The organism is Yersinia sp. 22-579, from assembly GCF_030433455.1.
Lineage (GTDB): Bacteria > Pseudomonadota > Gammaproteobacteria > Enterobacterales > Enterobacteriaceae > Yersinia > Yersinia enterocolitica.
Genome location: NZ_JAUJTZ010000011.1, coordinates 46,665 through 69,275, shown reverse-complemented (window position 1 = coordinate 69,275; position 22,611 = coordinate 46,665). Strand labels below are relative to the sequence as shown.

Genomic DNA, 22,611 nt, shown 5'->3' with positions numbered 1-22,611 from the left:
CTATTCTTAGGACACTTACTGGGAAAGGGCATTGAACGCCCGGAAATGAGACAAATAAAGATGAAACGGACTCAAAACATCAATCAAGAGACTTTCCGTAAATCCTGGCGCAGCTATCGCCTGGCGCCAGTAGCTTTAGCTATCAGTGCCGTATTTATGCTGGCTGGCTGCGAAAAAACCGATGAAACCGTCTCTTTGTACCAAAATGCTGATGATTGCTCAGCGGCAAATCCGTCCAAGAGCGCGGAATGTACCACTGCTTACAACACGGCTTTGCAGGAAGCAGCTAAAACTGCGCCCAAGTATGCAACTCGTGAAGATTGTGTGGCTGAATTCGGTGAATCACAGTGTACTCAAGCTCCTGCACAAGCAGGTATGGTACCAACATCTTCGTCATCTTCTGAAACAACTGCTGCTGCACCACAGCAAAGCGGTAGCATGTGGATGCCACTGATGGCGGGTTATATGATGGGCCGAATGATGGGCGGCGGTGCAAGTCAGCCGTTGTTTACCTCTAAAGCACCGAATAGCCCGGCTAACGGCAAGTTTGTCGATGCAACTGGCAAAAACTTTGGTTCAGCCACCACTGGCCGTACTATGACAGTGCCAAGAACGGCGATGGCTCCGAAGCCAGCGGTGACCAATACCATCACCCGTGGCGGTTTTGGTGATTCAGTAGCTAAACAGTCTTCGATGCAACGCAGTGCGGCAACATCATCCAAAACCAGCACGCGCAGCATGGGTGGCTAAGGTCTGATTAATGAAACGTTTAGCGATTAGCGAACGCCCGGACTGGCGCGAAAAAGCCACTGAATTTGGTTTCCGTTTCCACACCATGTATGGCGAACCGTACTGGTGTGAAGATGCATATTACCAATTCACACTCGCACAAATTGAAGAGCTAGAAGATACCACCGCAGAGTTGCATCAGATGTGTCTGCAAGTGGTTGAGAAAGTAGTTAATAGCGATCAACTGATGGCAAAATTCCGCATTCCAAAACATTGCTGGGATTTTGTTCGTAGCTCATGGAAAACCAATCAGCCTTCACTCTATTCGCGTCTTGATCTGGCCTATGACGGTGTAAATCCAGCTAAATTGCTGGAAAACAATGCTGACACCCCAACTTCATTGTATGAGGCGGCTTTTTTCCAATGGCTGTGGTTGGAAGATCAGATCAATGCGGGCAATCTGGACTCAGAGTCTGATCAGTTCAACAGCATGCAAGAGAAACTGATTGAGCGTTTTGCTGATTTACGTGATAACCACGGTTTTAGTTTGCTGCATCTGGCTTGCTGCCAGGACAGCGAAGAAGATCGTGGGACTGTGCAGTATCTGCAAGATTGCGCATTAGAAGCCGGTTTGCCAACTGAATTCATGTTTATGGAAGAAATTGGCTTAGGGGAAAAAGGGCAATTTACCGATCTGGATAATCAGGTTATCAGTAATTTGTTCAAGCTCTATCCGTGGGAATTTATGTTCCGCGAAATGTTCTCCACCAAACTGGAAGATGCAGGTGTACGCTGGCTGGAACCGGCCTGGAAGAGCATTATCTCCAATAAAGCCTTGCTGCCACTGCTGTGGGAAATGTTCCCAAATCATCCTAATCTGTTGCCTGCATATTTTGCTGAAGATGATCATCCAGCCATGGATCATTATGTCACCAAGCCGTTATTCTCGCGGGAAGGTGCCAATATTCAGATAGTGGAAAACGGCAAAGAAGTGGCGCGAGTTGATGGGCCATATGGTGAGGAGGGCATGATTGTGCAGCAATTCCATCCTTTACCTAAGTTTGGTGACAGCTACACGTTGATTGGTAGCTGGTTGGTTAACGATCAACCATGCGGTATTGGCTTGCGTGAAGACCGCGAATTGATCACCCAAGATCTGTCACGTTTTTACCCACATATCATTTTAGGTTAAGACTACACACCATACCGTGAGCCAAGGGTTTACCGCACCTACGGGCGCTCCGACGGCTCACGCCGTTACGGCCCCAACGGCACGTTTCCCCTTGGTTCAGTTTTATCAGTAAATACCCAAAGTCATTGGCGTTACAGCTAGGCAGCAAGTGAATGAATCCCGATGAGCTGACTCAGGTCAGTGATTCGGGTGAAAGAACGCAGCTAACAACGCTGTAGCCGTCAAGGGCGAAGGGTATTAGCCTAGCTGCACCGACAACATACTAAGCGACCCCATCTCAATTCCATCGGTCGGAATCGAAATCGGCTCTTTACCATCCCAGCTCCCCAACACATACAGTAATGGCAGATAATGCTCTGGTGACGGATTAGACAACGCCGCCCCTTCATGTTGCATAAAGTTAACCAATGGGTGGTTATCACCTTGATAACTCAAATTATCCCGTACAAATTGGTTGAAAGATTCTGCCCACGGATACGGACTACTTTCCCCCTGCCATCTCACCATTCGCAGGTTATGTACCACGTTGCCGCTAGCGACAATCATCACGCCCTGCTCACGTAGTACAGCCAGCTTACGACCTAATTCATAGTGATACTCTGCCGGTTGGGTGCCATCGATACTCAATTGCACTACCGGAATATCCGCATCAGGATACATCTTAATCAACACTCCCCAGCTGCCGTGGTCCAAACCCCATTCACTGGTATCAGCTTGCACCGCAATAGGTGCCAGTAGTTGCTGAATCTGGGTTGCCAACTCTGGCGAACCAGGAGCCGGATATTGCGTATCAAACAACGCCTGTGGGAAGCCACCAAAATCATGAATCGTCCGAGGTTTCTCCATAGCGGTCACCGCGGTGCCACGGGTATACCAGTGAGCGGAAATAGCCAAAATCGCCTTTGGACGCGGTAATGTCTCACCCAACGCACGCCATGCCTGAGTGTGACTGTTTTCTTCCAGCACGTTCATCGGGCTACCGTGGCCGAGAAACAGTGCAGGCATACGAGAGGTGTTCATAGATAATCCTTACTGTTAAGAAAAAGTGTGGTGCTAAAATCATAAACAGTACATTACGCGCTTTTTTTTCATTACACAGCCGGATAACAGTGATGAAGATATTCAATAAATTTGAAGAGGAAAAATCGTGGGGAAATATCAAGGATAGAGTGTGAAGGTACTAAATAACCGGGCAGCGATCTATTCAATAGAATAATGGCAACCCGGTGTGTAAACCACGTTATCAATAGGCAATATCAGGTGATATTGCCATCAGGAATTAGCTGGCTTTTTTTTCTTGAGACTGGCGGTACTCAGCCAAATCATCAATAGTCACGACTGGCATATCATGCAATTTGGCAAACTCAATCACTTCTGGTGCATGCGCCATGCTACCGTCATCATTGGTCAGTTCGCACAAAACGCCCGCTGGTTTGTAGCCTGCCAGGGTAGCCAAATCGATGGAAGCTTCAGTATGACCACGGCGAGATAATACACCACCCGGTTGACCGCGCAGTGGGAATACATGACCCGGACGATTAAGGTCAGTAGGTTTCGCGTTATCAGCAATTGCCGCACGGATAGTAGTCAAACGGTCAGCCGCAGAAACCCCAGTTGTCACACCTTTAGCCGCTTCGATTGTTACGGTAAATGCAGTTTGGAACTGGCTGGAGTTGTTGGCTACCATCATTGGTAAATCAAGCTGTTGGCGGCGTTCATCAGTGATACACAGACACACAATGCCACTGCCGTGGCGGATAGTCAGTGCCATTTGCTCTACAGTCATTGCTTCAGCAGCAAAAACCATATCGCCTTCGTTTTCACGACTTTCGTCATCCAACACCATAACACCACGGCCATTACGCAGAGCGTCAATAGCACGTTCTACACGCTCAACAGGCGTGCCGAAATCTGATAGAAGGGTCTGATTCATGGTAAAAAACCTCATTAAAATTATGGATTACCAGAATCAGGGCGGTCTTGAGGAGTAAATGGCCACTTTTATATCAATAACAGCATATATCAATAGAAATAGCCGAAATAACGCAAGCGAGCTATAAGCTCGGCAGATACCGTTACTCTCTCCCATCCGGACTATAACCGTCGGCTCCGGAATTACACCGGATCTGCTGACCTCTACCCTGCTCTCTTTGATAAGAGAAACAACGTGAGCGCTCGCGGGCTTTTGCACCACGACATGATATGCCGCAACACAATTTACCGCCGGTGGGGACTTGCACCCCGCCCTGAGAATAAGCCCTATGACTATAGCGCTATTGATTCGTCGGAGCAATTACCAAAATGGTGATTGAGGAGGTTTATACATTCGGCATCAAGCATTACACTAGTAGGAGTAACTTCACATCTAATTAGGGAAATACCATGATTGACCCGAAAAAAATTGAACAAATCGCCCGCCAGGTGCATGAATCTATGCCGAAAGGTATTCGCGAATTCGGGGACGACGTCGAAAAGAAAATTCGGATGGTGCTGCAATCGCAGTTAACCCGCCTGGATTTGGTTAATCGTGAAGAGTTCGACGTGCAAACTCAAGTACTGCTGCGTACCAGAGAAAAGCTGGCGTTGTTGGAACAACGTATGGGCGAACTGGAGGCCAGGTTCAACAGTGCTCCGGCCACTGTTGAAGCAACGGCCACTATTGATGATAAAACCGGCGAATAATCTAAGCCGCTTATTACGATTGGGGCGCCATCTGGCGCCCTTTTTAGTGCTGTATTATGGCTCCACGCGACTTCGACATTAGCATCCACAACAGCGTAAACATCAGTAAAGCATATAAGCTCTTCCAACCAATCATCACCAGTAATACACAACACAGAATACTACCAATCACCGACATCACCCGCGAGCGCCCAGTTAACAAGCGAATTCCAGCCAGCATGCACAGCAAATAAATTAGTACAAAAATACCGTTGGCATACACAATCAGCAGATCTAATGGCAGAGACAGCCAGTAGGTCAGCAAAGTAAACAGCAGGCAACTGCCGACCACTGCCGTCAGTGCATTCACCGGTGTTTGCCCGACAGACAGCTGTGCCAACTTGCTCTGTGGGCGTACCTGCGCCTGCGACCACACCATGCGAGCAAAACTCTGGGTGTAGATATTCACACTGGCAAAACAAGCTAAATAACCAATAATACAAGCAATCCATAGCGCATGCTCACCGAACAGTTGCACCACAATTCCAGGCAAGGAGGCTGCTGCGGCTTGCTGTTCACCATAGGCATGGAAATGCAGCACCGCCACAGTACATCCCCAATAGACCGCTCCCGCGACCAATAGCCCAACCATCAGGGCGCGCGGAAAATCACGTTCTGGGTGACGGAATTCTGTCGCCAGATGTGCGAAAGCTTCCAGCCCGACAAAGCACCAGAACATCACTGCCAGCGCACTGAACATATTCGACGGGATAATATCTTGTGGTGCGGGCCAAGGAATTTGTGATAGCTGAATGTCACCCTGCCACCAAATAGCCACCACCAGCGCGATGACCAACAAGGCAATCAATGTTTGCACATTGGCACTAGAGCCAGCACTGCGGGTTCCCAGCAACCAAATAACCAGCAAAGTGACCAGTTGTACCATCAATAATCCGCTATCACTCCAACCAAAAGTGGCTTGCCAGAAACCAGCCGCAATTTGGAGTGCGGCGGGTAAACCGACCGGAATGACGGACAAAAATAGCCAACCGGTGACTTTGCCAAGCTTCGGGCCGAATGCCATAGTGACAAAGTGAGCCGCGCCACCGGCACTGGGAAAGTGGCGGCCTAAAGCAGCAAAGGCGATAGCAATCGGGAAAACCAGCACAATCAATACCGGCCAGGCCCATAAACTATCTTCACCAGCCAGCATTGCCGCCAGTGCAGGCACAGCAAAAACACCGGTTCCCAACAGTGAAGTGGACAATAGCCCGACTCCCTGGGCCAGACTCAACTCCTGTTTTAGTCCATTCATTCTCTTTAATACCCAAAGTCATTGATGTTGCAGGTAGGCGGCAAGCAAACGCGTCCCGATGAGCTTACTCAAGTAAGTGATTCGGGTAAGTGAGCGCAGCTAACACCCCCGCAACCTCAAGGACGAAGGGTATTTAGCCTCGGCCATTCTTGATGGACTGAATAATATTGGTGGTAGAAACACCATCCTCAAAATTCAGCACTTTCACTTCCCCACCAGCGGCCCATACCTCTGCACTACCGGCAATTTCGTCAGGTTTATAATCCCCGCCCTTCACCAGTAAATCCGGCAAAATATCGGCAATTAAGCGCTGCGGGGTATCTTCTTCAAATGGCACCACCCAATCCACCGCTTCCAGCGCACCCAATACAATCATGCGCTGATCCAATGGGTTCACTGGGCGTTTCTCACCTTTCAACCGTTTGGTAGAGGCATCGCTGTTCACTGCCACTATCAGGCGGTCACCCAGCTTGCGGGCATTGGCTAAGTAAGAGACATGACCGGCATGAAGGATGTCAAAGATGCCGTTAGTCATGACGACTTTTTCACCACGCTGGCGGGCCTGAGCCACCGCTTTTTTCAGTTGCTGCTCGTCCATCACGCCGAAACCAGTTTCAGCACGACCACGAATTGCATTTTCCAGCTCAATCGGGGAAACAGTAGATGTCCCCAATTTACCGACCACCACACCGGCTGCGGCATTAGCCAGGAAACATGACTCTTCAAGCGTATTTCCAGCCGCTAATGCAGCCGCCAGCACACCAATGACCGTGTCACCAGCACCGGTCACATCAAACACTTCTTGTGCCTGAGTCGGTAAATGTAGTGGAGGTTTGCCCGGCTGGAGCAAGGTCATCCCTTGCTCAGAGCGGGTTACCAGCAAAGCGGAAAGCTCAAAGTCAGCTACCAGCTTCATGCCACGGCTCACCAACTCTTCTTCGTTTTTGCAATGCCCCACCACCGCTTCAAACTCGGATAGATTTGGTGTCAGTAGCGTTGCGCCACGATATCGTTCGAAATCGCTGCCTTTGGGATCGATAAGCACCGGGACTTTTGCTTTTCGCGCCAGTTGGATCATCGTCTGCACACTGTTCAGTGCACCTTTGGCATAGTCGGACAGCACCAGAGCACCAATCTGTGGCAGCGCTTGTTGAATGCGCTCAAAGATAGGTTGAGGGTCAACACCATCAAAACCTTCTTCGAAATCCAGGCGAATAAGTTGCTGATTACGGGAAAGTACCCGCAACTTGGTGATAGTTGGGTGAGTGGGCACCGAGACAAAATCACAACGCACCTGCACTTCGTTTAGCTTGCTGGTCAGTGCGCGTGCGGCGTCATCAATACCCGTTAACCCGACTAACCGGGAGATAGCGCCAAGGGAGGCGATGTTCATCGCGACGTTTGCAGCGCCGCCGGGGCGTTCTTCGATGGTATCGACTTTGACAACCGGCACCGGTGCTTCTGGTGAAATGCGGCTGGTTGGGCCATACCAATAACGGTCTAACATGACATCACCAACGACTAATACACCGGCGCGGCGAAAATCAGGCAGCGTGACTTTCATACGTTAGCCCCCCAAAGTGAGCTGTTATTAACCCCGAAAACACACATCTCTTCGCTCCAATTTTTTGTTTGTTATACTCTAAATAATTCGAGTTGCAGGAAGGCGGCAAGCGAGTGAATCCCGATGAGTTGACGCTAGTCAATGATTCGGGTGATTGAGCGCGGCCAACGCACATGCAGCTTGAAGTATGACGAATATATATGGTGCCGGATAATATCACAGACACCTTGTATACCATTAATAACTGGAATCTATACGCCCGAAGGCGCTGCAACCAACCATTTATGCCAACTGGCGGCCACTTGTTCTCTTTCTGCGGCAAAACAATCAGCAGAGACCTTGCTTGATTGCTCCTGCAATGCCAGATGATGAATCTCATCACGCATGGTGACATAAGCGCGAGTCAATGCTGCCGCTTCCGCCTCCGGCATAATGTCGTAATTAGCCATTAGCTCGAAAATTCGCACATTATCAGACCAACGGGTCAAGCGCGGTTCGGTGGCAGCATAACGCAGCACCAAATATTGAGCGATAAACTCAATATCGGTGATTCCCCCCTCATCGGCTTTGATATCAAAGATATCACGCTGTTTACTGCCTAAATGATTGCGCATCTTCTCGCGCATTTCGCGAACTTCCTGCTGTAATTGCGAGCCTTCGCGCGGGCGACAAAGAATTTGCTGGCGAATAGTGTCAAACTTTTGCTGCAATTCAGGGCAACCATAGACAATGCGTGCGCGTACCAGCGCCTGATGCTCCCACGTCCAGGCTTCATTTTGCTGATAGTCAGCAAAGGCCTCGATGGTACTCACCAACATCCCCGCTTCACCGGATGGTCTTAGCCGCGCATCAACTTCATACAAAATACCTGACGAGGTGCGAGTGCTGAATAAGTGCATCACGCGTTGCGCCAAACGCAAATAGAACTGGCGGCCATCAATACTACGCTCACCGTCTGTCATCACATCCAGCGGACAATCAAGCAGGAACACCAAGTCCAAATCTGAACTGTAACCCAGCTCCCAGCCCCCCAATTTGCCATAACCAATCACAGCAAAACCACGACCTTCGCGCTGTTGCAAATGACTTGGCTGACCATAACGGGCCACCATTTGGTTCCATGCTTGTTGGATAACCGCATCAATCATGGCTTCTGCCAGATAAGTTAAGTGATCACTCACTTTCATTACTGGTAGCGCCTCGGTGATATCTCCAGCGGCAATCCGCAATTGTTGCGCCTGCTTAAACTGACGTAACGCCTCCAGTTGTTGCTCCTCATCATCGGGCGGCACCCGTAACAAGTATTGACGCAATTCATCACGGTAGGCGCTGGGTTCCAAAGGTTGATAGAGCGATTGCGGATCAAGCAATTCGTCCAATAACAGTGGGTAACGGGCGAGCTGGCTGGCGACCATCGGGGAGGCAGAACATAAGCGAATAACATGTTTCAGTGCCGCGTGGTATTCCACCAGCAATTCCAGATAGGTGGTACGAGTCACAATACTTAACAACAGTTGAATCAGTCGGCTAAGAGCAACATTAGCATCTGGGCGTGGGCAGACTTCAGCGAACAGGCGTGGCATCAGTTGATCCAGCACCTCGCGGCCACGCGGGCCAATGGTGCGTTTATCCACATCATGACGAAAATGATTAATTGTGACCAATAATTGGCTGCACGCTGCTTCATCTAAATGTGGTGTCAGTGGCGCTAAATCACTCTCTTCCAAGACATCTTGCCACAAACTTTTATACAAACCGTGGCTGGGATCTTCGCCAATATCGGGGGCATCGTCGCCAATCAGATCATCAAATACCAAACGCACCGCTTGCATATGCTGTTCTAGCGCAGCATTCATCGCCGCCCAGTCCACATAGCCCATACCACAAGCTAACCGGGCTTGGTTCAAGCTATCACTGGGCAAAGTCTGAGTTTGCTCGTCGGCAATGGCTTGCAGTAGGTTTTCCAAACGGCGTAAAAATAGATAGCTACCACTGAGATCCGCCACCTGTTGTTCCGGCAATAACCCCAACTCGGCCACGGCCTGTAAGGTCGGCAGCAAAGCACGCTCTTGTAGACGCGGTTCACGGCCCCCCCGAATCAACTGAAATACCTGGGTAATGAACTCGATTTCACGAATGCCACCCGCGCCCAGTTTGATATTGTCTTTCAGGCCGCGCCGGCGAACTTCACGGGCGATCATCCCTTTCATATTACGCAGCGACTGAATCACACTGAAATCGATATAGCGGCGGAAAACGAAGGGGCGTAAAGTTTGGCGCAGTTCCTTGCTATAATGGTCTTCCGCTCCGCCCATCAGGCGAGCTTTCACCATAGCGTAGCGCTCCCAGTCGCGCCCTTGCTCTTGGTAATAATCTTCCAGTGCAGCAAAGCTCAACACCAGCGGGCCACTATCGCCAAATGGGCGCAGGCGCATATCTACCCGATAGACAAAGCCATCTATCGTTTGCTGGTCTAATGCCTTAATCAGCCGTTGGCCCAGACGAGTAAAGAACTGGGCATTATCCAACTGACGCCGCCCCCCGTGGGTCTGGCCGCTTTCTGGATAAGCAAAGATCAAGTCGATATCCGACGAGAAATTCAGCTCGCCGCCACCTAATTTCCCCATACCTAAAATGAGTAAAGGCTGCGGCACACCTTCACTGTTACAGGGCGTACCGAACTCACGACAGCACGCCTGATATAACCAGTCGCGTGCGGCAATAATCAGGCTTTCGGCCAACCAACTTAGCTGTTGCAGGGTATCCGTCGTGGTGCTGGTTTCCAGTGCCTGCGACCAGGCGATACGCACCATAATTCGGCGGCGAAATAGTCGCAATGCTGCTAGCAGCGCGGCTTCGTCTTGCACCTCGGCCAGTGCCTGACTGAGCCATTGTTGATAAAATTGCCACTCCTGCGGTTGCGGCGGCTGCTGATGCAGCTCATCCAACCAATCAGGGTGAATCAGTAACATGTCACTGACAAAATCACTCAATACCAATACTGCGATATCTTCTTCACGTAAGCTCAGTGGAGCCGGTAACTCATAAAAGCGCTGCTGTATATTCTGCGCCTGAATCTGTAATTCTGAAGGGAGTGGCAACATATCATTCCTCAAGCGGCAATCGATTAACGCACAGCCCCATTCAACCAGAACGCGGGCTGAGATAACGCTTCTTTACGGGCGGTATCACGCCAGTGACCCTGCCGCTCCATAATGGCCTGCTGTAAACCAAACCAACCATCAATGTATGGATGCCATTCACTTTGTGGATAGAAACCGGAGAGTAACTGGAAAGACATAATCTGCCGGTTTAAACGCGGAAGTTGTGCCAGATAGCCATCATCATCCAGATTGTGGCCAAAGGCCTCTTTTAGGTCAGCAGCACTGCGGCTCAGCATGATGTCGCAGAAGCGTTTGAACGACCCCTCAAACTTGGTTCGCGCTTTATCATCCATAAACGGCCGCCAGCCGGCAGTCACCAGCCACGATGTGAGCGCCAACTTACATTTCAGATAATCGGTGCTATAGCAAATGAGCTCGGCCTTGGCATTTTTCGGCTCTAACTGGGGTTCCAACGCAATTAATGCCGCACGTAATTCAGTGCTGGCTTTGCGTGGCACCAACCCACCAAAAATAGCCAATGTTTGGCGAATCATCCCTAAAGCTTCAATAATCATTGGCTTGGCCGCGGTCTCACCACGTAACCATAATTCCTCATGATACTGCCAGTGGTCCAACGCCATTTCCAGCCCGGCAACCATGCCTTGCTCGACGGTAGATTTCGGCGCAGGTTGTAACACTAACAACGGGCGCAATTCATGTGGTGGCTGACCTTGTGCTAAATGATAGCCACGCGCCGCTTTACTCAAGTTCCCCTGCCGTAAACCACCGATTTGTGCCAGTTCAGTCGCCAGTGCCAGTAAATCGGTCTGATTGCCTTTCTTGAGTTCCAATTCAATTTCACTTAATGGCTCTGACAACTCACCTGCACTAATAGTACCCTGGTCAAGAGCAAGCTCTATCTCGCTCTCACCGTAAGTAATTGCCCACTTCTCACGGGTAAAATCGGTACGGAATAATGGCTGTAACTCGGCTTGTAGCGCGTCAACCGCCCACCCTTCTGGCCAAATATCAGCGGGGAAACGTGCCAGATCTAATTTGTCGTTATCAATATCAACGTTATATTCAGGCCGTTGATGCAAACCGCCGACCACTTTACCGCCGGTCTTAACCGTCATTTCATAGCGGCCATCATAACCACGAATACGTAAGCCAATATCATGTTGGCGCAGACGATTATCCGCCGTTTCAAAATAGATATTCGTCAGAGTTTGCGGCGCAGAATGCTGGCTTTGCCAAGAGGTGATTCGCTCCGGCAAAGCGGCAATGGCCGCAGGAGTAGCAATAAATTTTAATTCTATTTCAACGGTCATAATTTCATTCACACCGGTATGTTGTGAGATTATGGGCATTATGCCTTTTTCGCGGTGATTTGCCTGTTTTACACAAACTTCTCTGCTTTAAAACAAAAAAACACGCACGCGGCAGCCCTGAGACAAACTCTATTTTAACCTGTTTTCACCGGTCTACCCTAAAGCTTCATAAGACAAATTTTCACCGTCGTTAAAATAAGCAACCAAAGGGCTAAAGCCGCGCTGGCTATGAGAGTAAGATAGTTCTCATTCCGGTTTATGCGTTGCGTCGGCAAACTGAACACACTACTATCGTCCCATAAATTCACTCATAAATGACTCTCTAATGCAGAAATTACGCCTAATTTGCCTCACAGTGCTAAGTCTCACTCTTTCCTTGAGCGCTTACGCTGAAGAAAAACGTTACATCTCTGATGAGCTGGATACCTACGTTCATAGCGGCCCCGGTAACCAATACCGTATTGTGGGCACGCTAAAAGGTGGGGATGAAGTTACCCTGATAAGCGTTAATGACGGCACAAATTACGGCCAAATCCGCGACAGTAAAGGGAAAACCACTTGGATTCCGCTGGATCAATTGAGCGAAACACCCAGCTTACGCGTTCGGGTTCCCGACCTTGAACAACAGGTCAAAACACTCACCGATAAACTGGCTAATATTGATAATAGCTGGAATCAACGCACCGCTGAAATGCAGCAAAAAGTGGCCGCCAGCGACAGTGTCATTTCCGAATTACAAAAAGAAAATGAGTCATTGAAAAACCAGTTAGTGGTGGCTCAGAAGAAGGTCAATGCGGTAAATCTGCAATTGGATGACAAGCAGCGCACTATTATTCTGCAATGGTTTATGTACGGCGGCGGTGTTGCGGGGATCGGCTTATTACTGGGCCTGATTCTGCCACATCTGATCCCCAGCCGTAAAAAGAATAACCGCTGGATGAACTAATAGCAGTTCAATAAAACTGCAACGTCAACGCTTTTGGCCGCCCACCAGGTGGCCTTCTTATTTAATCTGTTCTCATCCCGCAACTATACTGAACTGACGACTGACAATTTTAGTCTCCAGTTATAGAATCGTCGCCATCAACTATGGCAAAACATGTACAATCGGGAGTAGTAATAGTGGAGATCTATTTGGTCGGCGGTGCCGTACGCGACAGCTTATTAAACCTACCCGTGACCGAGCAAGACTGGGTGGTGGTAGGTGCTACACCAGAACAGCTACTCGCGCAAGGTTACCAACAGGTCGGTAAAGATTTCCCGGTATTTCTTCACCCCGTCACCCATGAAGAATACGCGTTGGCCCGTACCGAACGTAAATCAGGCCAGGGCTATACCGGTTTTACTTGCTACGCCGCCCCGGATGTCACTCTGGAAGAAGATCTACTGCGCCGCGATTTGACCATCAACGCCATTGCGCGTAGCAGCGAAGGTGAGCTATTTGATCCCTACAATGGCCAACAAGATATAGAGAAACGCGTATTACGCCATGTCTCTGATGCATTTGGCGAGGATCCACTGCGGGTTCTGCGGGTGGCTCGTTTCGCTGCCCGTTTTGCGCATTTGGGCTTTACCGTCGCCTCAGAAACTCAATCATTGATGGCCGCAATGGCTAAAAGTGGCGAACTTTCTGCTTTGACAGCAGAACGCGTGTGGAAAGAGACCGAAAAAGCACTCAAAACGCAAAGCCCGCACATCTATTTTCAGGTATTACGCGATTGCGGCGCACTAGCGGTGCTGTTCCCAGAGATTGAGCGTTTATTTGGTGTCCCTGCGCCGGAAAAGTGGCATCCGGAAATTGATACCGGCATTCATACTCTGATGACGCTGGCTATGGCCGCGCAACTCAGTCCAGAGGTTGATGTGCGCTTTGCCGCACTCTGCCATGATTTAGGCAAGGGTCTGACACCTAAAGAGTTCTGGCCCCACCATCATGGGCATGGCCCTGCGGGCGTGAAATTGGTCGAACAGCTATGCCAGCGTTTACGGGTGCCGAATCCAGTGCGAGATTTAGCGAAACTGGTCGCTGAATACCATGATCTCATCCATACGGTGAATAAGCTCCGACCTGAAACCCTGCTTAAACTGTTCGATGCTATTGATGTATGGCGTAAACCAGAACGCCTTGAGCAAATGATAATGACCAGCGAAGCTGATGCCCGAGGCCGTACTGGATTTGAAGAAAACCCATACCCGCAAGGCGACTATTTACGTGCTGCATTCCGTATTGCTAGCGGAGTCTCAGTGCAGGAAGTGGTTGCCAGTGGGCTCCAGGGTTTGGCTATTCGTGATGAACTGAAACGCCGCCGCCAGCAAGCTTTAGGCGAATGGAAACAGACTCAGGAAGTGGTTTCTCCCTAAATTAACCTTCTGGCGATAAAATAAAAAAGCCCTGATAATTCAGGGCTTTTTTTTCGTTTACAGATCAGAATACTGTTACATAAAGACCCAGTAGACCGCGGCCGCGACAATAAAGCGATAAATCGCAAAAGGCACGAAAGAGATACGTTTAATCAGTGACAGGAAGGTTTTGATAGCAATTAGCGCGACAACAAATGCGGTGATAAACCCGACGGCAAACATCGGTAAATCGCCCCAGCTTAGGAAATGTAGACTCTTATACAAATCTAATCCGCTGGCCCCGAGCATCATCGGTACTGCCAAAATAAAGGAAAATTCAGAGGCTGCGTAGCGATTTACACCGACCAGCATCCCACCTGAAATGGTGGCACCCGAGCGGGAAAAACCCGGCCATAACGCCAAACACTGGAAACAACCAATGGCAAAAGCCTGCCGATAGGTAATATCATCCAGCCCGATAGCCTTAGGATTTTTAGGTTTAAACCACTCAGCAGCCAGCAAGAGCAAACCGCCAGCGACTAATGCATACATGACACTTTGCGGGTTAAATAACGATTTAATGACATCATGGAAAGCCAATCCCAAGCCAACCGCGGGGATCATCGCCAGCAAAATATGACCCAATGTGAGATGGCCGCTGGTTTTCCCTTCATGAGGCACTTTACCAAAATGGATACCGATCAGGCCAAATAAGCGCCGCCAGAACACTACCACCACGGCCAGAATTGACCCTAACTGAATAATGACTTCAAAGGTTTTTGCTTTGTCGCCGGTAAAGCCCAATAGCTCACCGACAATAATCATATGCCCAGTAGATGAAACCGGCAGGAACTCAGTAAGCCCTTCAACCACGCCCAAAACAAAAGCCACAAACAGCGAATACATATCCGTCATCTACGATACCCAATGCCCTGTAATAGAAATCCACAAAAAAACGGCAATGTGAGAAACAGTGCCGTTCAATTTCAGTATGTAAAAAATATCACGTTAATCAATAATTCAGACCATATTATCAATATAGGGTTGCATTTTTATGTCGTGGCGCAGCAAAAATCAGCCAATCCGTTGACCGCGTTCAATAACCACACCGACGTTACGCGCCTGAGCAACCGCCCCCGGCTTGCTCACCTTAATCCGCACCCAAGGCGAATTAAATCGTTGCAGCAATAGATCGGCAATCTCTTCAGCTACTCGCTCAACCAGCGCAAAACGCTGCATTTCTACGTGCTTGATGACGGCATCGCTGATATCTGCATAGCTCAGGCAATCATTGACATCATCGCTGGCAGCAGCTTTGCGGTTATCCCAACCCATTTCGATATCGAACACTAGTTTTTGCTGAATGGTCTGTTCCCAGTCATAAACACCGATGGTGGTTATGACACTGAGTTCCTCAATAAATACGATGTCCATCACGTCATTCTCTGTTTTTGTGCCTGCCGGATACCACTTCCAGCCGAATATGCGTATTATCCACAGATGTTGCGATTAAAACGATCATTATTCAACAGGGCGGTGTTATGAGTGCTATCGCGCTTGGCATGATTATCTTCGCGTATTTGTGTGGCTCAATTTCCAGTGCTGTCCTGGTATGTCGAGTTGCCAAGCTGCCAGATCCGCGTGAACATGGCTCCGGTAATCCCGGGGCAACCAACGTACTACGTATCGGTGGCCGCACCGCCGCTGCAACCGTACTGATTTTTGATGTGCTGAAAGGTATGTTACCGGTTTGGATAGCTTACCTGCTGCATGTTTCGCCACTGTATCTTGGACTTACTGCTATTGCTGCCTGTCTGGGCCATATTTATCCGGTATTTTTCCACTTTAAAGGTGGCAAAGGTGTCGCCACTGCCTTTGGTGCCATCGCACCGATTGGCTGGGATCTGACTGGCCTGATGACGGGCACTTGGCTACTGACGGTTTTATTAAGCGGCTATTCATCTTTGGGCGCAATTATCAGCGCGCTGATCGCACCATTTTACGTCTGGTGGTTCAAACCACAATTCACCTTCCCTGTGGCTATGCTCTCCTGCCTGATCCTGATGCGTCATCACGATAATATCCAGCGTTTATGGCGCGGCAAAGAAAGTAAAATCTGGGACAAACTCAGAAAGAAAAAGCAAAAAACTCCCGCTGAAGAAGCCGCAGAGTTAGAAGAGAAAGAAGAAGATTAGTTTTACCTCTCCCGCCCAATCCAGAATGACTGAGCGGGAGCGAGGCAAGGCGCAAGGAATTGAGAGAGCGGAGCATACATCAGTATGTGAGCATCGCAAGATGACGCGGCACAACACAGCCACAGCCCCACTCAGACTTTCGACATCAATAAAGAATGACTGAGCGGGAGGCGAGGCAAGGCGCAAGGAATTGAGAGAGCGGAGCATACATCAGTATGTGAGCATCGCGAGATGACGCGGCAACACAGCCACAGCCCCACTCAGACTTTCTGATCAGACTTTCGGCAACTCAGCCAACGGCCAGCGCGGCCGCACCGACACACTCAACTCGCTATTCACACCACTTTTCAGCCTGATCAACCCAGCATAGGCGATCATCGCGCCATTATCGGTGCAAAACTCTGGCCGGGCGTAGAACACTTCGCCACCACGTTTTTGCATCATTTCAGCCAATTTACTGCGCAATGTGCGATTAGCACTCACGCCGCCAGCAATCACTAAACGTTTAAAACCGGTTTGATCCAGCGCGCGTTTTGATTTAATTGCCAGTGTATCGACCACCGCATCTTCGAATGCTCGCGCAATATCAGCACGAGTTTGGTCATCAGTGCCGTTGGCACGAATAGTATTTGCCGCGAAAGTTTTCAGGCCAGAAAAACTGAAATCCAGGCCGGGGCGATCAGTCATTGGGCGCGGGAAAGTGAACCGTCCAGCCGTTCCAAGCTGTGCCATCCGCGACAACATTGGCCCGCCGGGGTAATCCAGACCTAGCAATTTCGCTGTTTTATCAAAAGCTTCACCTGCCGCATCATCGACAGATTCGCCCAGCAACAGATATTCGCCAATGCCAGTCACACTGATTAATTGCGTATGACCACCGGAAACCAGTAACGCGACAAACGGAAACTCGGGTGCATTTTCTTCCAACATTGGAGCCAATAAATGGCCTTCCATATGATGAACGGGCACGGCGGGAACCCCCCAGGCAAAAGCTAATGCACGCCCTACAGTGGCACCGACCAGCAATGCGCCAACCAAGCCGGGGCCTGCGGTATACGCCACGCCATCAATATCTTTGGCGCTCAAATTAGCTTCTTTCAATGCAGCCTGAATCAATGGCACTGTTTTGCGCACATGATCACGGGAAGCCAGTTCAGGTACAACGCCGCCATAATCAGCGTGCAATTTAACCTGACTGTACAATTGGTTAGCTAACAGACCGGTTTCATCGTCATACACTGCAATTCCGGTTTCATCGCAGGATGTTTCTATACCCAAAACTCGCATTACATTTCCCATCATTCACGTGCGGCCGATAGTTTAGCATAACCGTGTCGCTCGTCATGATTTCTGATACCAAATTGAACGGAAAAACGGCATTTTGGCTATCCAACAGGATGAATGTTGTTGATAGTTGTCACATTTGAAAATAATGTTGATAAATTCGATCAATGGCCCTGTTTAGTATATAATCAGCGGCCGTCGCACTCCTGGCACCAACTTTCTTGTAAAGAACGAGGGCGACATCACAGGGGCGTGCCTGTTTCAATTTGCTGTGGTGCTTTACAAAGCAGCATCCATTGAAGTAAAATTCCGCACCATTTTGAGAAGGCTGGCGATTGGCCAGCAGCAAACCGATTTCTATTGAGGTGAGAGGCACATGCCGGTAATTAAAGTACGTGAAAACGAGCCATTCGACGTAGCTCTTCGTCGTTTCAAACGCTCTTGCGAAAAAGCAGGTGTATTAGCTGAAGTTCGTCGTCGTGAGTTCTATGAAAAACCGACTACCGAACGTAAACGCGCTAAAGCTTCTGCTGTAAAACGTCACGCGAAGAAATTGGCTCGCGAAAACGCACGCCGCACTCGTCTGTATTAATTCTTCGGGGGTAACCCCACCGCGTAGTTTTTTATGTTCTAAGAACGCGCAGATCGAGTAGTTGCATACGAAGGCCGTGCTTTCCGAAAGGAATGCGCGGCTTGTTCTCGTTTATGGACTGACCGAATAGGGGCTTATGGCTGGACGAATTCCACGCGTATTTATCAATGACTTGCTAGCTCGCACCGACATCGTCGACCTTATCGATGCTCGGGTAAAGCTGAAGAAGCAAGGCAAAAATTACCATGCGTGCTGTCCGTTCCATCATGAGAAAACACCCTCATTCACCGTTAACGGCGAAAAACAGTTTTACCACTGTTTTGGCTGTGGTGCGCATGGCAATGCTGTTGATTTCTTGATGAATTACGACAGGCTTGAGTTTGTCGAAAGTATCGAAGAATTAGCCACCATGCACGGGCTGGAAGTGCCTTACGAGGCAGGAACCGGCACCACTCAGTTAGAACGCCATCAACGACAAAGTCTTTATCAACTGATGGAAAGCCTGAGTGCATTCTATCAACAATCACTCAAAGGCCAGAACGCCAATCAGGCACGCGAATATCTTAAACATCGCGGTTTGAGTGAAGAAATCATCCAACATTTTGCTATCGGTTTTGCCCCCCCAGGTTGGGACAACGCCTTAAAACGTTTTGGTCGCGATGGTGAAAGCCGTACCGCGCTGAACGATGCCGGGATGCTGGTGACTAATGATACAGGGCGAGTTTACGATCGTTTTCGTGAGCGCGTTATGTTCCCTATCCGCGATAAACGCGGGCGGGTTATCGCTTTTGGTGGGCGAATTCTGGGTGACGGAGTGCCAAAGTACCTCAACTCCCCAGAAACAGAAATATTTCATAAGGGCCGCCAGTTATACGGCTTGTATGAAGCGCAAGTGAGCCACCCTAACCCAACACGGCTACTCGTCGTGGAAGGTTATATGGATGTAGTGGCGCTGGCGCAATTTGGTATTGATTATGCCGTTGCCTCACTGGGTACAGCGACAACTGCGGAACATATTCAATTATTATTCCGCGCAACGGATAACGTAATTTGTTGTTATGACGGCGATCGTGCCGGTAGAGATGCAGCCTGGCGTGCATTAGAGACAGCATTGCCCTATCTAAATGATGGGCGTCAGCTACGCTTTATGTTTTTGCCTGATGGCGAGGATCCAGACACTCTGGTACGTAAAGAAGGGAAAGATGCATTCGAACAGCGGATGGAGGAGGCGCAGCCACTCTCAACCTTCTTGTTCGAAACATTAATGCCGCAAGTGGATTTGAGCAGCCCAGATGGGCGAGCCAAGTTAAGCACGCTGGCACTCCCTTTAATCAGTCAGGTGCCCGGTGAAACCTTACGGCTTTACCTGCGCCAGCAACTCGGTAATAAGTTGGGTCTGCTCGATGACAGCCAGCTCGATAAGCTGATGCCAAAGCAGGCTGAAAATGCAAATACCTACCAGCCGCCCCAGCTAAAACGCACAACCATGCGTATACTTATAGGGCTATTGGTACAAAATCCACAACTGGCGACACTCATCCCCTCACTACAGGGTGTCGAGCAAGCCAAGTTGGCCGGTTTACCGTTATTTATTGAGTTGGTTGAGACGTGTTTGGCCCAACCGGGGCTGACAACCGGGCAGTTATTAGAACTGTATCGTGATAATAAATTCAGCCAACAACTTGAAACTCTCGCAACATGGAACCACATGATTGTTGAGGATATGGTCGAACAGACTTTTGTCGACACGCTAACCAGCCTGTATGACTCCATATTGGAGCAACGTCAGGAAACACTTATAGCGCGTGATCGTACTCATGGATTAAACGCCGAAGAACGTAAAGAGCTTTGGTCTTTGAATCTGGCGTTAGCCAGAAAAAAATGAAACACCCAACGGCTTAATTGCCGATAAATGTGGGGGCAAATCCCCACAATATGCCGTCATGGCGGGCAGCGGCGACAAAAAAAAGCCCCAAATGCTATTGTTGGCGGTTTCGCCGACCGACACCAACCCAAATACTCTGAAGTGTGGATACCGTCTTATGGAGCAAAACCCGCAGTCACAGCTGAAGCTACTTGTCACCCGTGGTAAGGAGCAAGGCTATCTGACCTATGCTGAGGTCAATGACCATCTGCCGGAAGATATCGTCGATTCCGATCAGATCGAAGACATCATCCAGATGATTAATGACATGGGCATACAGGTGCTGGAAGAAGCCCCTGATGCCGATGATTTAATGCTGGCCGAGAACACCACTGATACCGACGATGACGCGGCTGAAGCTGCTGCACAGGTGTTGTCCAGTGTTGAATCCGAAATCGGGCGTACAACCGACCCGGTGCGTATGTACATGCGCGAAATGGGTACCGTTGAGCTATTGACGCGTGAAGGCGAGATTGATATTGCCAAACGTATCGAAGACGGTATCAATCAGGTCCAGTGCTCAGTGGCTGAATACCCTGAAGCGATTACTTACCTATTGGAACAATATGATCGCGTTGAGGCGGGTGAAGCTCGTCTATCGGACCTGATCACCGGCTTTGTTGATCCAAACGCCGAAGAAGATATTGCGCCGACTGCAACTCACGTTGGTTCTGAATTATCCACTGAAGAAATGGATGATGACGACGACGAAGATGAAGACGACGAAGAAGAAGAAGACGACAACAGCATCGATCCAGAGCTGGCACGCCAGAAATTCAGCGAATTGCGTGAGCAGTACGAAAACGCACGTTTGGAAATCAAGAAGAATGGTCGTAGCCACGCCAACGCTGCTGCTGAGATTCTGAAGCTTTCTGAAGTGTTCAAACAGTTCCGCCTGGTACCGAAGCAGTTCGACTATCTGGTCAATAACATGCGTGCCATGATGGACCGCGTTCGTACTCAAGAACGTATCATCATGAAACTGTGTGTTGAACAGTGCAAAATGCCGAAGAAGAACTTCGTTACCCTGTTTGCCAGCAATGAAACCAGCGATACCTGGTTTGCAGCTGCAATTGCTATGGGTAAACCATGGTCTGAAAAACTGAAAGATGTTTCGGACGATGTGCAACGTAGCTTGCAAAAACTACGTCAGATCGAAGAAGAAACCGGCCTGACCATTGAGCAAGTGAAAGACATCAACCGCCGTATGTCTATCGGTGAAGCGAAAGCGCGTCGCGCCAAGAAAGAAATGGTTGAGGCTAACCTGCGTCTGGTTATCTCTATTGCGAAAAAATACACCAACCGTGGCTTGCAGTTCCTTGATTTAATTCAGGAAGGCAATATCGGTTTGATGAAAGCAGTAGATAAATTCGAATACCGCCGTGGTTATAAGTTCTCAACCTATGCAACTTGGTGGATTCGTCAGGCTATCACCCGCTCTATCGCGGACCAGGCACGTACCATCCGTATTCCGGTGCATATGATTGAGACCATTAACAAACTCAACCGTATTTCGCGCCAGATGCTGCAAGAGATGGGCCGCGAGCCAACGCCGGAAGAGTTGGCTGAACGCATGCTGATGCCGGAAGACAAAATCCGTAAAGTATTGAAGATTGCGAAAGAGCCAATCTCAATGGAAACCCCAATCGGTGATGATGAAGATTCACATCTGGGCGATTTCATTGAAGATACTACTCTGGAGCTGCCGCTGGACTCTGCCACCTCTGAGAGCCTGCGTTCTGCCACTCACGACGTGTTAGCTGGCCTGACCGCACGTGAAGCGAAAGTTCTGCGTATGCGTTTCGGTATCGATATGAACACTGACCACACTCTGGAAGAAGTGGGCAAACAGTTCGACGTTACCCGTGAGCGTATCCGTCAGATCGAAGCTAAGGCACTGCGTAAACTGCGTCACCCAAGCCGCTCTGAAGTGCTGCGCAGCTTCCTTGACGATTAATCGTCGGTTGCCGTGACAAGCACACAAAAACCCCGGCATGCCGGGGTTTTTCTTTTTGACCATTCAGGCCCTTCTTAAGACCAATATTCATGCGCCGTTAGCTGCTATGTCCGTAAAAAACCTTAATTTTGCGCAGAAAACACCCATCTGATTTATCAGCTCTAGACCGCAGGATAAAAACTACCGTATAATCAGCGTCCAAGTTTGGCCCCTTAGCTCAGTTGGTTAGAGCACGCGACTCATAATCGCTTGGTCACTGGTTCAAGTCCAGTAGGGGCCACCAAATTTGTAAGGGGTTAGATGAGCAATCATCTGACCCCTTTTTATTTGGTTTAAATGCGTGATTACGCTACCCAAGACAGTAATCGCAAAAAAGGGGCGTAGTTCTCACCAACACCCCAAACGTCAAAGAAGAAAATAAGA

General features: G+C 49.4%; 18 protein-coding genes, 1 tRNA gene and 1 riboswitch. Of the genes, 10 read left to right on the top strand and 9 right to left on the bottom strand.

Annotation, left to right across the window (positions count from 1 at the left end; translation table 11 throughout):
* The first annotated feature begins 60 nt into the window (after nt 1-60).
* Complete coding sequence (locus tag QSV56_RS14375) at nt 61-750, top strand: DUF1190 family protein (protein ID WP_019079121.1); 690 nt, start codon at nt 61-63, stop codon at nt 748-750.
* Nucleotides 751-760: 10 nt separating this feature from the next.
* Entirely contained in the window at nt 761-1,921 is a 1,161-nt protein-coding gene (locus QSV56_RS14370; protein ID WP_005160795.1) for a glutathionylspermidine synthase family protein, read from the top strand.
* Between the two features lie 237 nt (nt 1,922-2,158).
* On the opposite strand, the gene ygiD is transcribed toward QSV56_RS14370, so the two are convergent.
* Nucleotides 2,159-2,941 (bottom strand): 4,5-DOPA dioxygenase extradiol, encoded by a 783-nt coding sequence (gene ygiD, locus QSV56_RS14365; protein ID WP_019082326.1) that lies wholly within the window; start codon nt 2,939-2,941, stop codon nt 2,159-2,161.
* A 259-nt stretch (nt 2,942-3,200) separates the two neighbouring features.
* Nucleotides 3,201-3,854, bottom strand: coding sequence for a 3,4-dihydroxy-2-butanone-4-phosphate synthase (gene ribB, locus QSV56_RS14360; RefSeq protein ID WP_011817217.1), 654 nt, complete (start codon nt 3,852-3,854; stop codon nt 3,201-3,203).
* 140 nt (nt 3,855-3,994) lie between these two features.
* Nucleotides 3,995-4,179, bottom strand: a riboswitch (FMN riboswitch).
* 124 nt (nt 4,180-4,303) lie between these two features.
* Between ribB and QSV56_RS14355 the strand changes: the two genes are divergently transcribed.
* Nucleotides 4,304-4,603 (top strand): accessory factor UbiK family protein, encoded by a 300-nt coding sequence (locus QSV56_RS14355; RefSeq protein ID WP_019079123.1) that lies wholly within the window; start codon nt 4,304-4,306, stop codon nt 4,601-4,603.
* A 43-nt stretch (nt 4,604-4,646) separates the two neighbouring features.
* Here QSV56_RS14355 and yjeH read toward each other — a convergent pair whose 3' ends face one another.
* The 4 genes from yjeH to QSV56_RS14335 all read right to left on the bottom strand — a co-directional run bounded on the left by yjeH (nt 4,647) and on the right by QSV56_RS14335 (nt 11,896).
* Nucleotides 4,647-5,897 (bottom strand): L-methionine/branched-chain amino acid transporter, encoded by a 1,251-nt coding sequence (gene yjeH / locus QSV56_RS14350; protein ID WP_046050211.1) that lies wholly within the window; start codon nt 5,895-5,897, stop codon nt 4,647-4,649.
* Nucleotides 5,898-6,030: 133 nt separating this feature from the next.
* The gene (gene hldE, locus QSV56_RS14345) at nt 6,031-7,461 is read right to left on the bottom strand and encodes a bifunctional D-glycero-beta-D-manno-heptose-7-phosphate kinase/D-glycero-beta-D-manno-heptose 1-phosphate adenylyltransferase HldE (RefSeq protein ID WP_019082324.1); all 1,431 of its coding nucleotides are present in this window, start codon (nt 7,459-7,461) and stop codon (nt 6,031-6,033) included.
* Between the two features lie 251 nt (nt 7,462-7,712).
* Nucleotides 7,713-10,565 (bottom strand): bifunctional [glutamate--ammonia ligase]-adenylyl-L-tyrosine phosphorylase/[glutamate--ammonia-ligase] adenylyltransferase, encoded by a 2,853-nt coding sequence (gene glnE / locus QSV56_RS14340; protein ID WP_046050210.1) that lies wholly within the window; start codon nt 10,563-10,565, stop codon nt 7,713-7,715.
* 23 nt (nt 10,566-10,588) lie between these two features.
* Complete coding sequence (locus tag QSV56_RS14335) at nt 10,589-11,896, bottom strand: inorganic triphosphatase (RefSeq protein WP_046695649.1); 1,308 nt, start codon at nt 11,894-11,896, stop codon at nt 10,589-10,591.
* A gap of 325 nt (nt 11,897-12,221) precedes the next feature.
* On the opposite strand from QSV56_RS14335, the gene QSV56_RS14330 reads away from it, so the two are divergent.
* Nucleotides 12,222-12,842, top strand: coding sequence for a TIGR04211 family SH3 domain-containing protein (locus QSV56_RS14330; RefSeq protein WP_005160811.1), 621 nt, complete (start codon nt 12,222-12,224; stop codon nt 12,840-12,842).
* 176 nt (nt 12,843-13,018) lie between these two features.
* The gene (locus tag QSV56_RS14325; protein WP_046050209.1) at nt 13,019-14,257 is read left to right on the top strand and encodes a multifunctional CCA addition/repair protein; all 1,239 of its coding nucleotides are present in this window, start codon (nt 13,019-13,021) and stop codon (nt 14,255-14,257) included.
* Nucleotides 14,258-14,332: 75 nt separating this feature from the next.
* On the opposite strand, the gene bacA is transcribed toward QSV56_RS14325, so the two are convergent.
* Both bacA and folB read right to left on the bottom strand, forming a co-directional pair.
* Nucleotides 14,333-15,151 (bottom strand): undecaprenyl-diphosphate phosphatase, encoded by an 819-nt coding sequence (gene bacA, locus QSV56_RS14320; RefSeq protein WP_019079129.1) that lies wholly within the window; start codon nt 15,149-15,151, stop codon nt 14,333-14,335.
* 159 nt (nt 15,152-15,310) lie between these two features.
* Nucleotides 15,311-15,670 carry a bifunctional dihydroneopterin aldolase/7,8-dihydroneopterin epimerase gene (gene folB, locus QSV56_RS14315; RefSeq protein WP_019079130.1) on the bottom strand — a complete coding sequence of 120 codons (360 nt, stop codon included), beginning with the start codon at nt 15,668-15,670 and terminating at the stop codon, nt 15,311-15,313.
* 107 nt (nt 15,671-15,777) lie between these two features.
* Here folB and plsY point away from each other — a divergent pair, with 107 nt between their 5' ends.
* On the top strand, nt 15,778-16,431 hold the full coding sequence (plsY, locus tag QSV56_RS14310; protein WP_005160822.1) for a glycerol-3-phosphate 1-O-acyltransferase PlsY: 654 nt from the start codon (nt 15,778-15,780) through the stop codon (nt 16,429-16,431).
* A 273-nt stretch (nt 16,432-16,704) separates the two neighbouring features.
* Here the strand turns inward: plsY and tsaD are convergent, their stop codons facing one another.
* The gene (tsaD, locus tag QSV56_RS14305; protein ID WP_019079131.1) at nt 16,705-17,718 is read right to left on the bottom strand and encodes a tRNA (adenosine(37)-N6)-threonylcarbamoyltransferase complex transferase subunit TsaD; all 1,014 of its coding nucleotides are present in this window, start codon (nt 17,716-17,718) and stop codon (nt 16,705-16,707) included.
* Between the two features lie 373 nt (nt 17,719-18,091).
* On the opposite strand from tsaD, the gene rpsU reads away from it, so the two are divergent.
* From rpsU to QSV56_RS14285, 4 genes are all read left to right on the top strand, one after another.
* Nucleotides 18,092-18,307 carry a 30S ribosomal protein S21 gene (gene rpsU, locus QSV56_RS14300; RefSeq protein ID WP_001144069.1) on the top strand — a complete coding sequence of 72 codons (216 nt, stop codon included), beginning with the start codon at nt 18,092-18,094 and terminating at the stop codon, nt 18,305-18,307.
* A gap of 136 nt (nt 18,308-18,443) precedes the next feature.
* A complete protein-coding gene (gene dnaG, locus QSV56_RS14295) occupies nt 18,444-20,192 on the top strand; it encodes a DNA primase (RefSeq protein ID WP_019079132.1) in 1,749 nt (582 codons plus the stop codon).
* Between the two features lie 157 nt (nt 20,193-20,349).
* On the top strand, nt 20,350-22,188 hold the full coding sequence (rpoD, locus tag QSV56_RS14290) for an RNA polymerase sigma factor RpoD (RefSeq protein ID WP_005160832.1): 1,839 nt from the start codon (nt 20,350-20,352) through the stop codon (nt 22,186-22,188).
* Nucleotides 22,189-22,394: 206 nt separating this feature from the next.
* Nucleotides 22,395-22,471 (top strand) — tRNA-Ile (locus tag QSV56_RS14285).
* The last annotated feature ends 140 nt before the right edge of the window (nt 22,472-22,611 follow it).

What these genes read in the sequence shown, in the direction of transcription:
- QSV56_RS14375 (WP_019079121.1), top strand. Translation starts at nt 61, where the DNA reads ATGAAACGGACTCAAAACATCAATCAAGAGACTTTCCGTAAATCCTGG.
- QSV56_RS14370 (WP_005160795.1), top strand. Translation starts at nt 761, where the DNA reads ATGAAACGTTTAGCGATTAGCGAACGCCCGGACTGGCGCGAAAAAGCC.
- ygiD (WP_019082326.1), bottom strand. Translation starts at nt 2,941, where the DNA reads ATGAACACCTCTCGTATGCCTGCACTGTTTCTCGGCCACGGTAGCCCG.
- ribB (WP_011817217.1), bottom strand. Translation starts at nt 3,854, where the DNA reads ATGAATCAGACCCTTCTATCAGATTTCGGCACGCCTGTTGAGCGTGTA.
- QSV56_RS14355 (WP_019079123.1), top strand. Translation starts at nt 4,304, where the DNA reads ATGATTGACCCGAAAAAAATTGAACAAATCGCCCGCCAGGTGCATGAA.
- yjeH (WP_046050211.1), bottom strand. Translation starts at nt 5,897, where the DNA reads ATGAATGGACTAAAACAGGAGTTGAGTCTGGCCCAGGGAGTCGGGCTA.
- hldE (WP_019082324.1), bottom strand. Translation starts at nt 7,461, where the DNA reads ATGAAAGTCACGCTGCCTGATTTTCGCCGCGCCGGTGTATTAGTCGTT.
- glnE (WP_046050210.1), bottom strand. Translation starts at nt 10,565, where the DNA reads ATGTTGCCACTCCCTTCAGAATTACAGATTCAGGCGCAGAATATACAG.
- QSV56_RS14335 (WP_046695649.1), bottom strand. Translation starts at nt 11,896, where the DNA reads ATGACCGTTGAAATAGAATTAAAATTTATTGCTACTCCTGCGGCCATT.
- QSV56_RS14330 (WP_005160811.1), top strand. Translation starts at nt 12,222, where the DNA reads ATGCAGAAATTACGCCTAATTTGCCTCACAGTGCTAAGTCTCACTCTT.
- bacA (WP_019079129.1), bottom strand. Translation starts at nt 15,151, where the DNA reads ATGACGGATATGTATTCGCTGTTTGTGGCTTTTGTTTTGGGCGTGGTT.
- folB (WP_019079130.1), bottom strand. Translation starts at nt 15,670, where the DNA reads ATGGACATCGTATTTATTGAGGAACTCAGTGTCATAACCACCATCGGT.
- plsY (WP_005160822.1), top strand. Translation starts at nt 15,778, where the DNA reads ATGAGTGCTATCGCGCTTGGCATGATTATCTTCGCGTATTTGTGTGGC.
- tsaD (WP_019079131.1), bottom strand. Translation starts at nt 17,718, where the DNA reads ATGCGAGTTTTGGGTATAGAAACATCCTGCGATGAAACCGGAATTGCA.
- rpsU (WP_001144069.1), top strand. Translation starts at nt 18,092, where the DNA reads ATGCCGGTAATTAAAGTACGTGAAAACGAGCCATTCGACGTAGCTCTT.
- dnaG (WP_019079132.1), top strand. Translation starts at nt 18,444, where the DNA reads ATGGCTGGACGAATTCCACGCGTATTTATCAATGACTTGCTAGCTCGC.
- rpoD (WP_005160832.1), top strand. Translation starts at nt 20,350, where the DNA reads ATGGAGCAAAACCCGCAGTCACAGCTGAAGCTACTTGTCACCCGTGGT.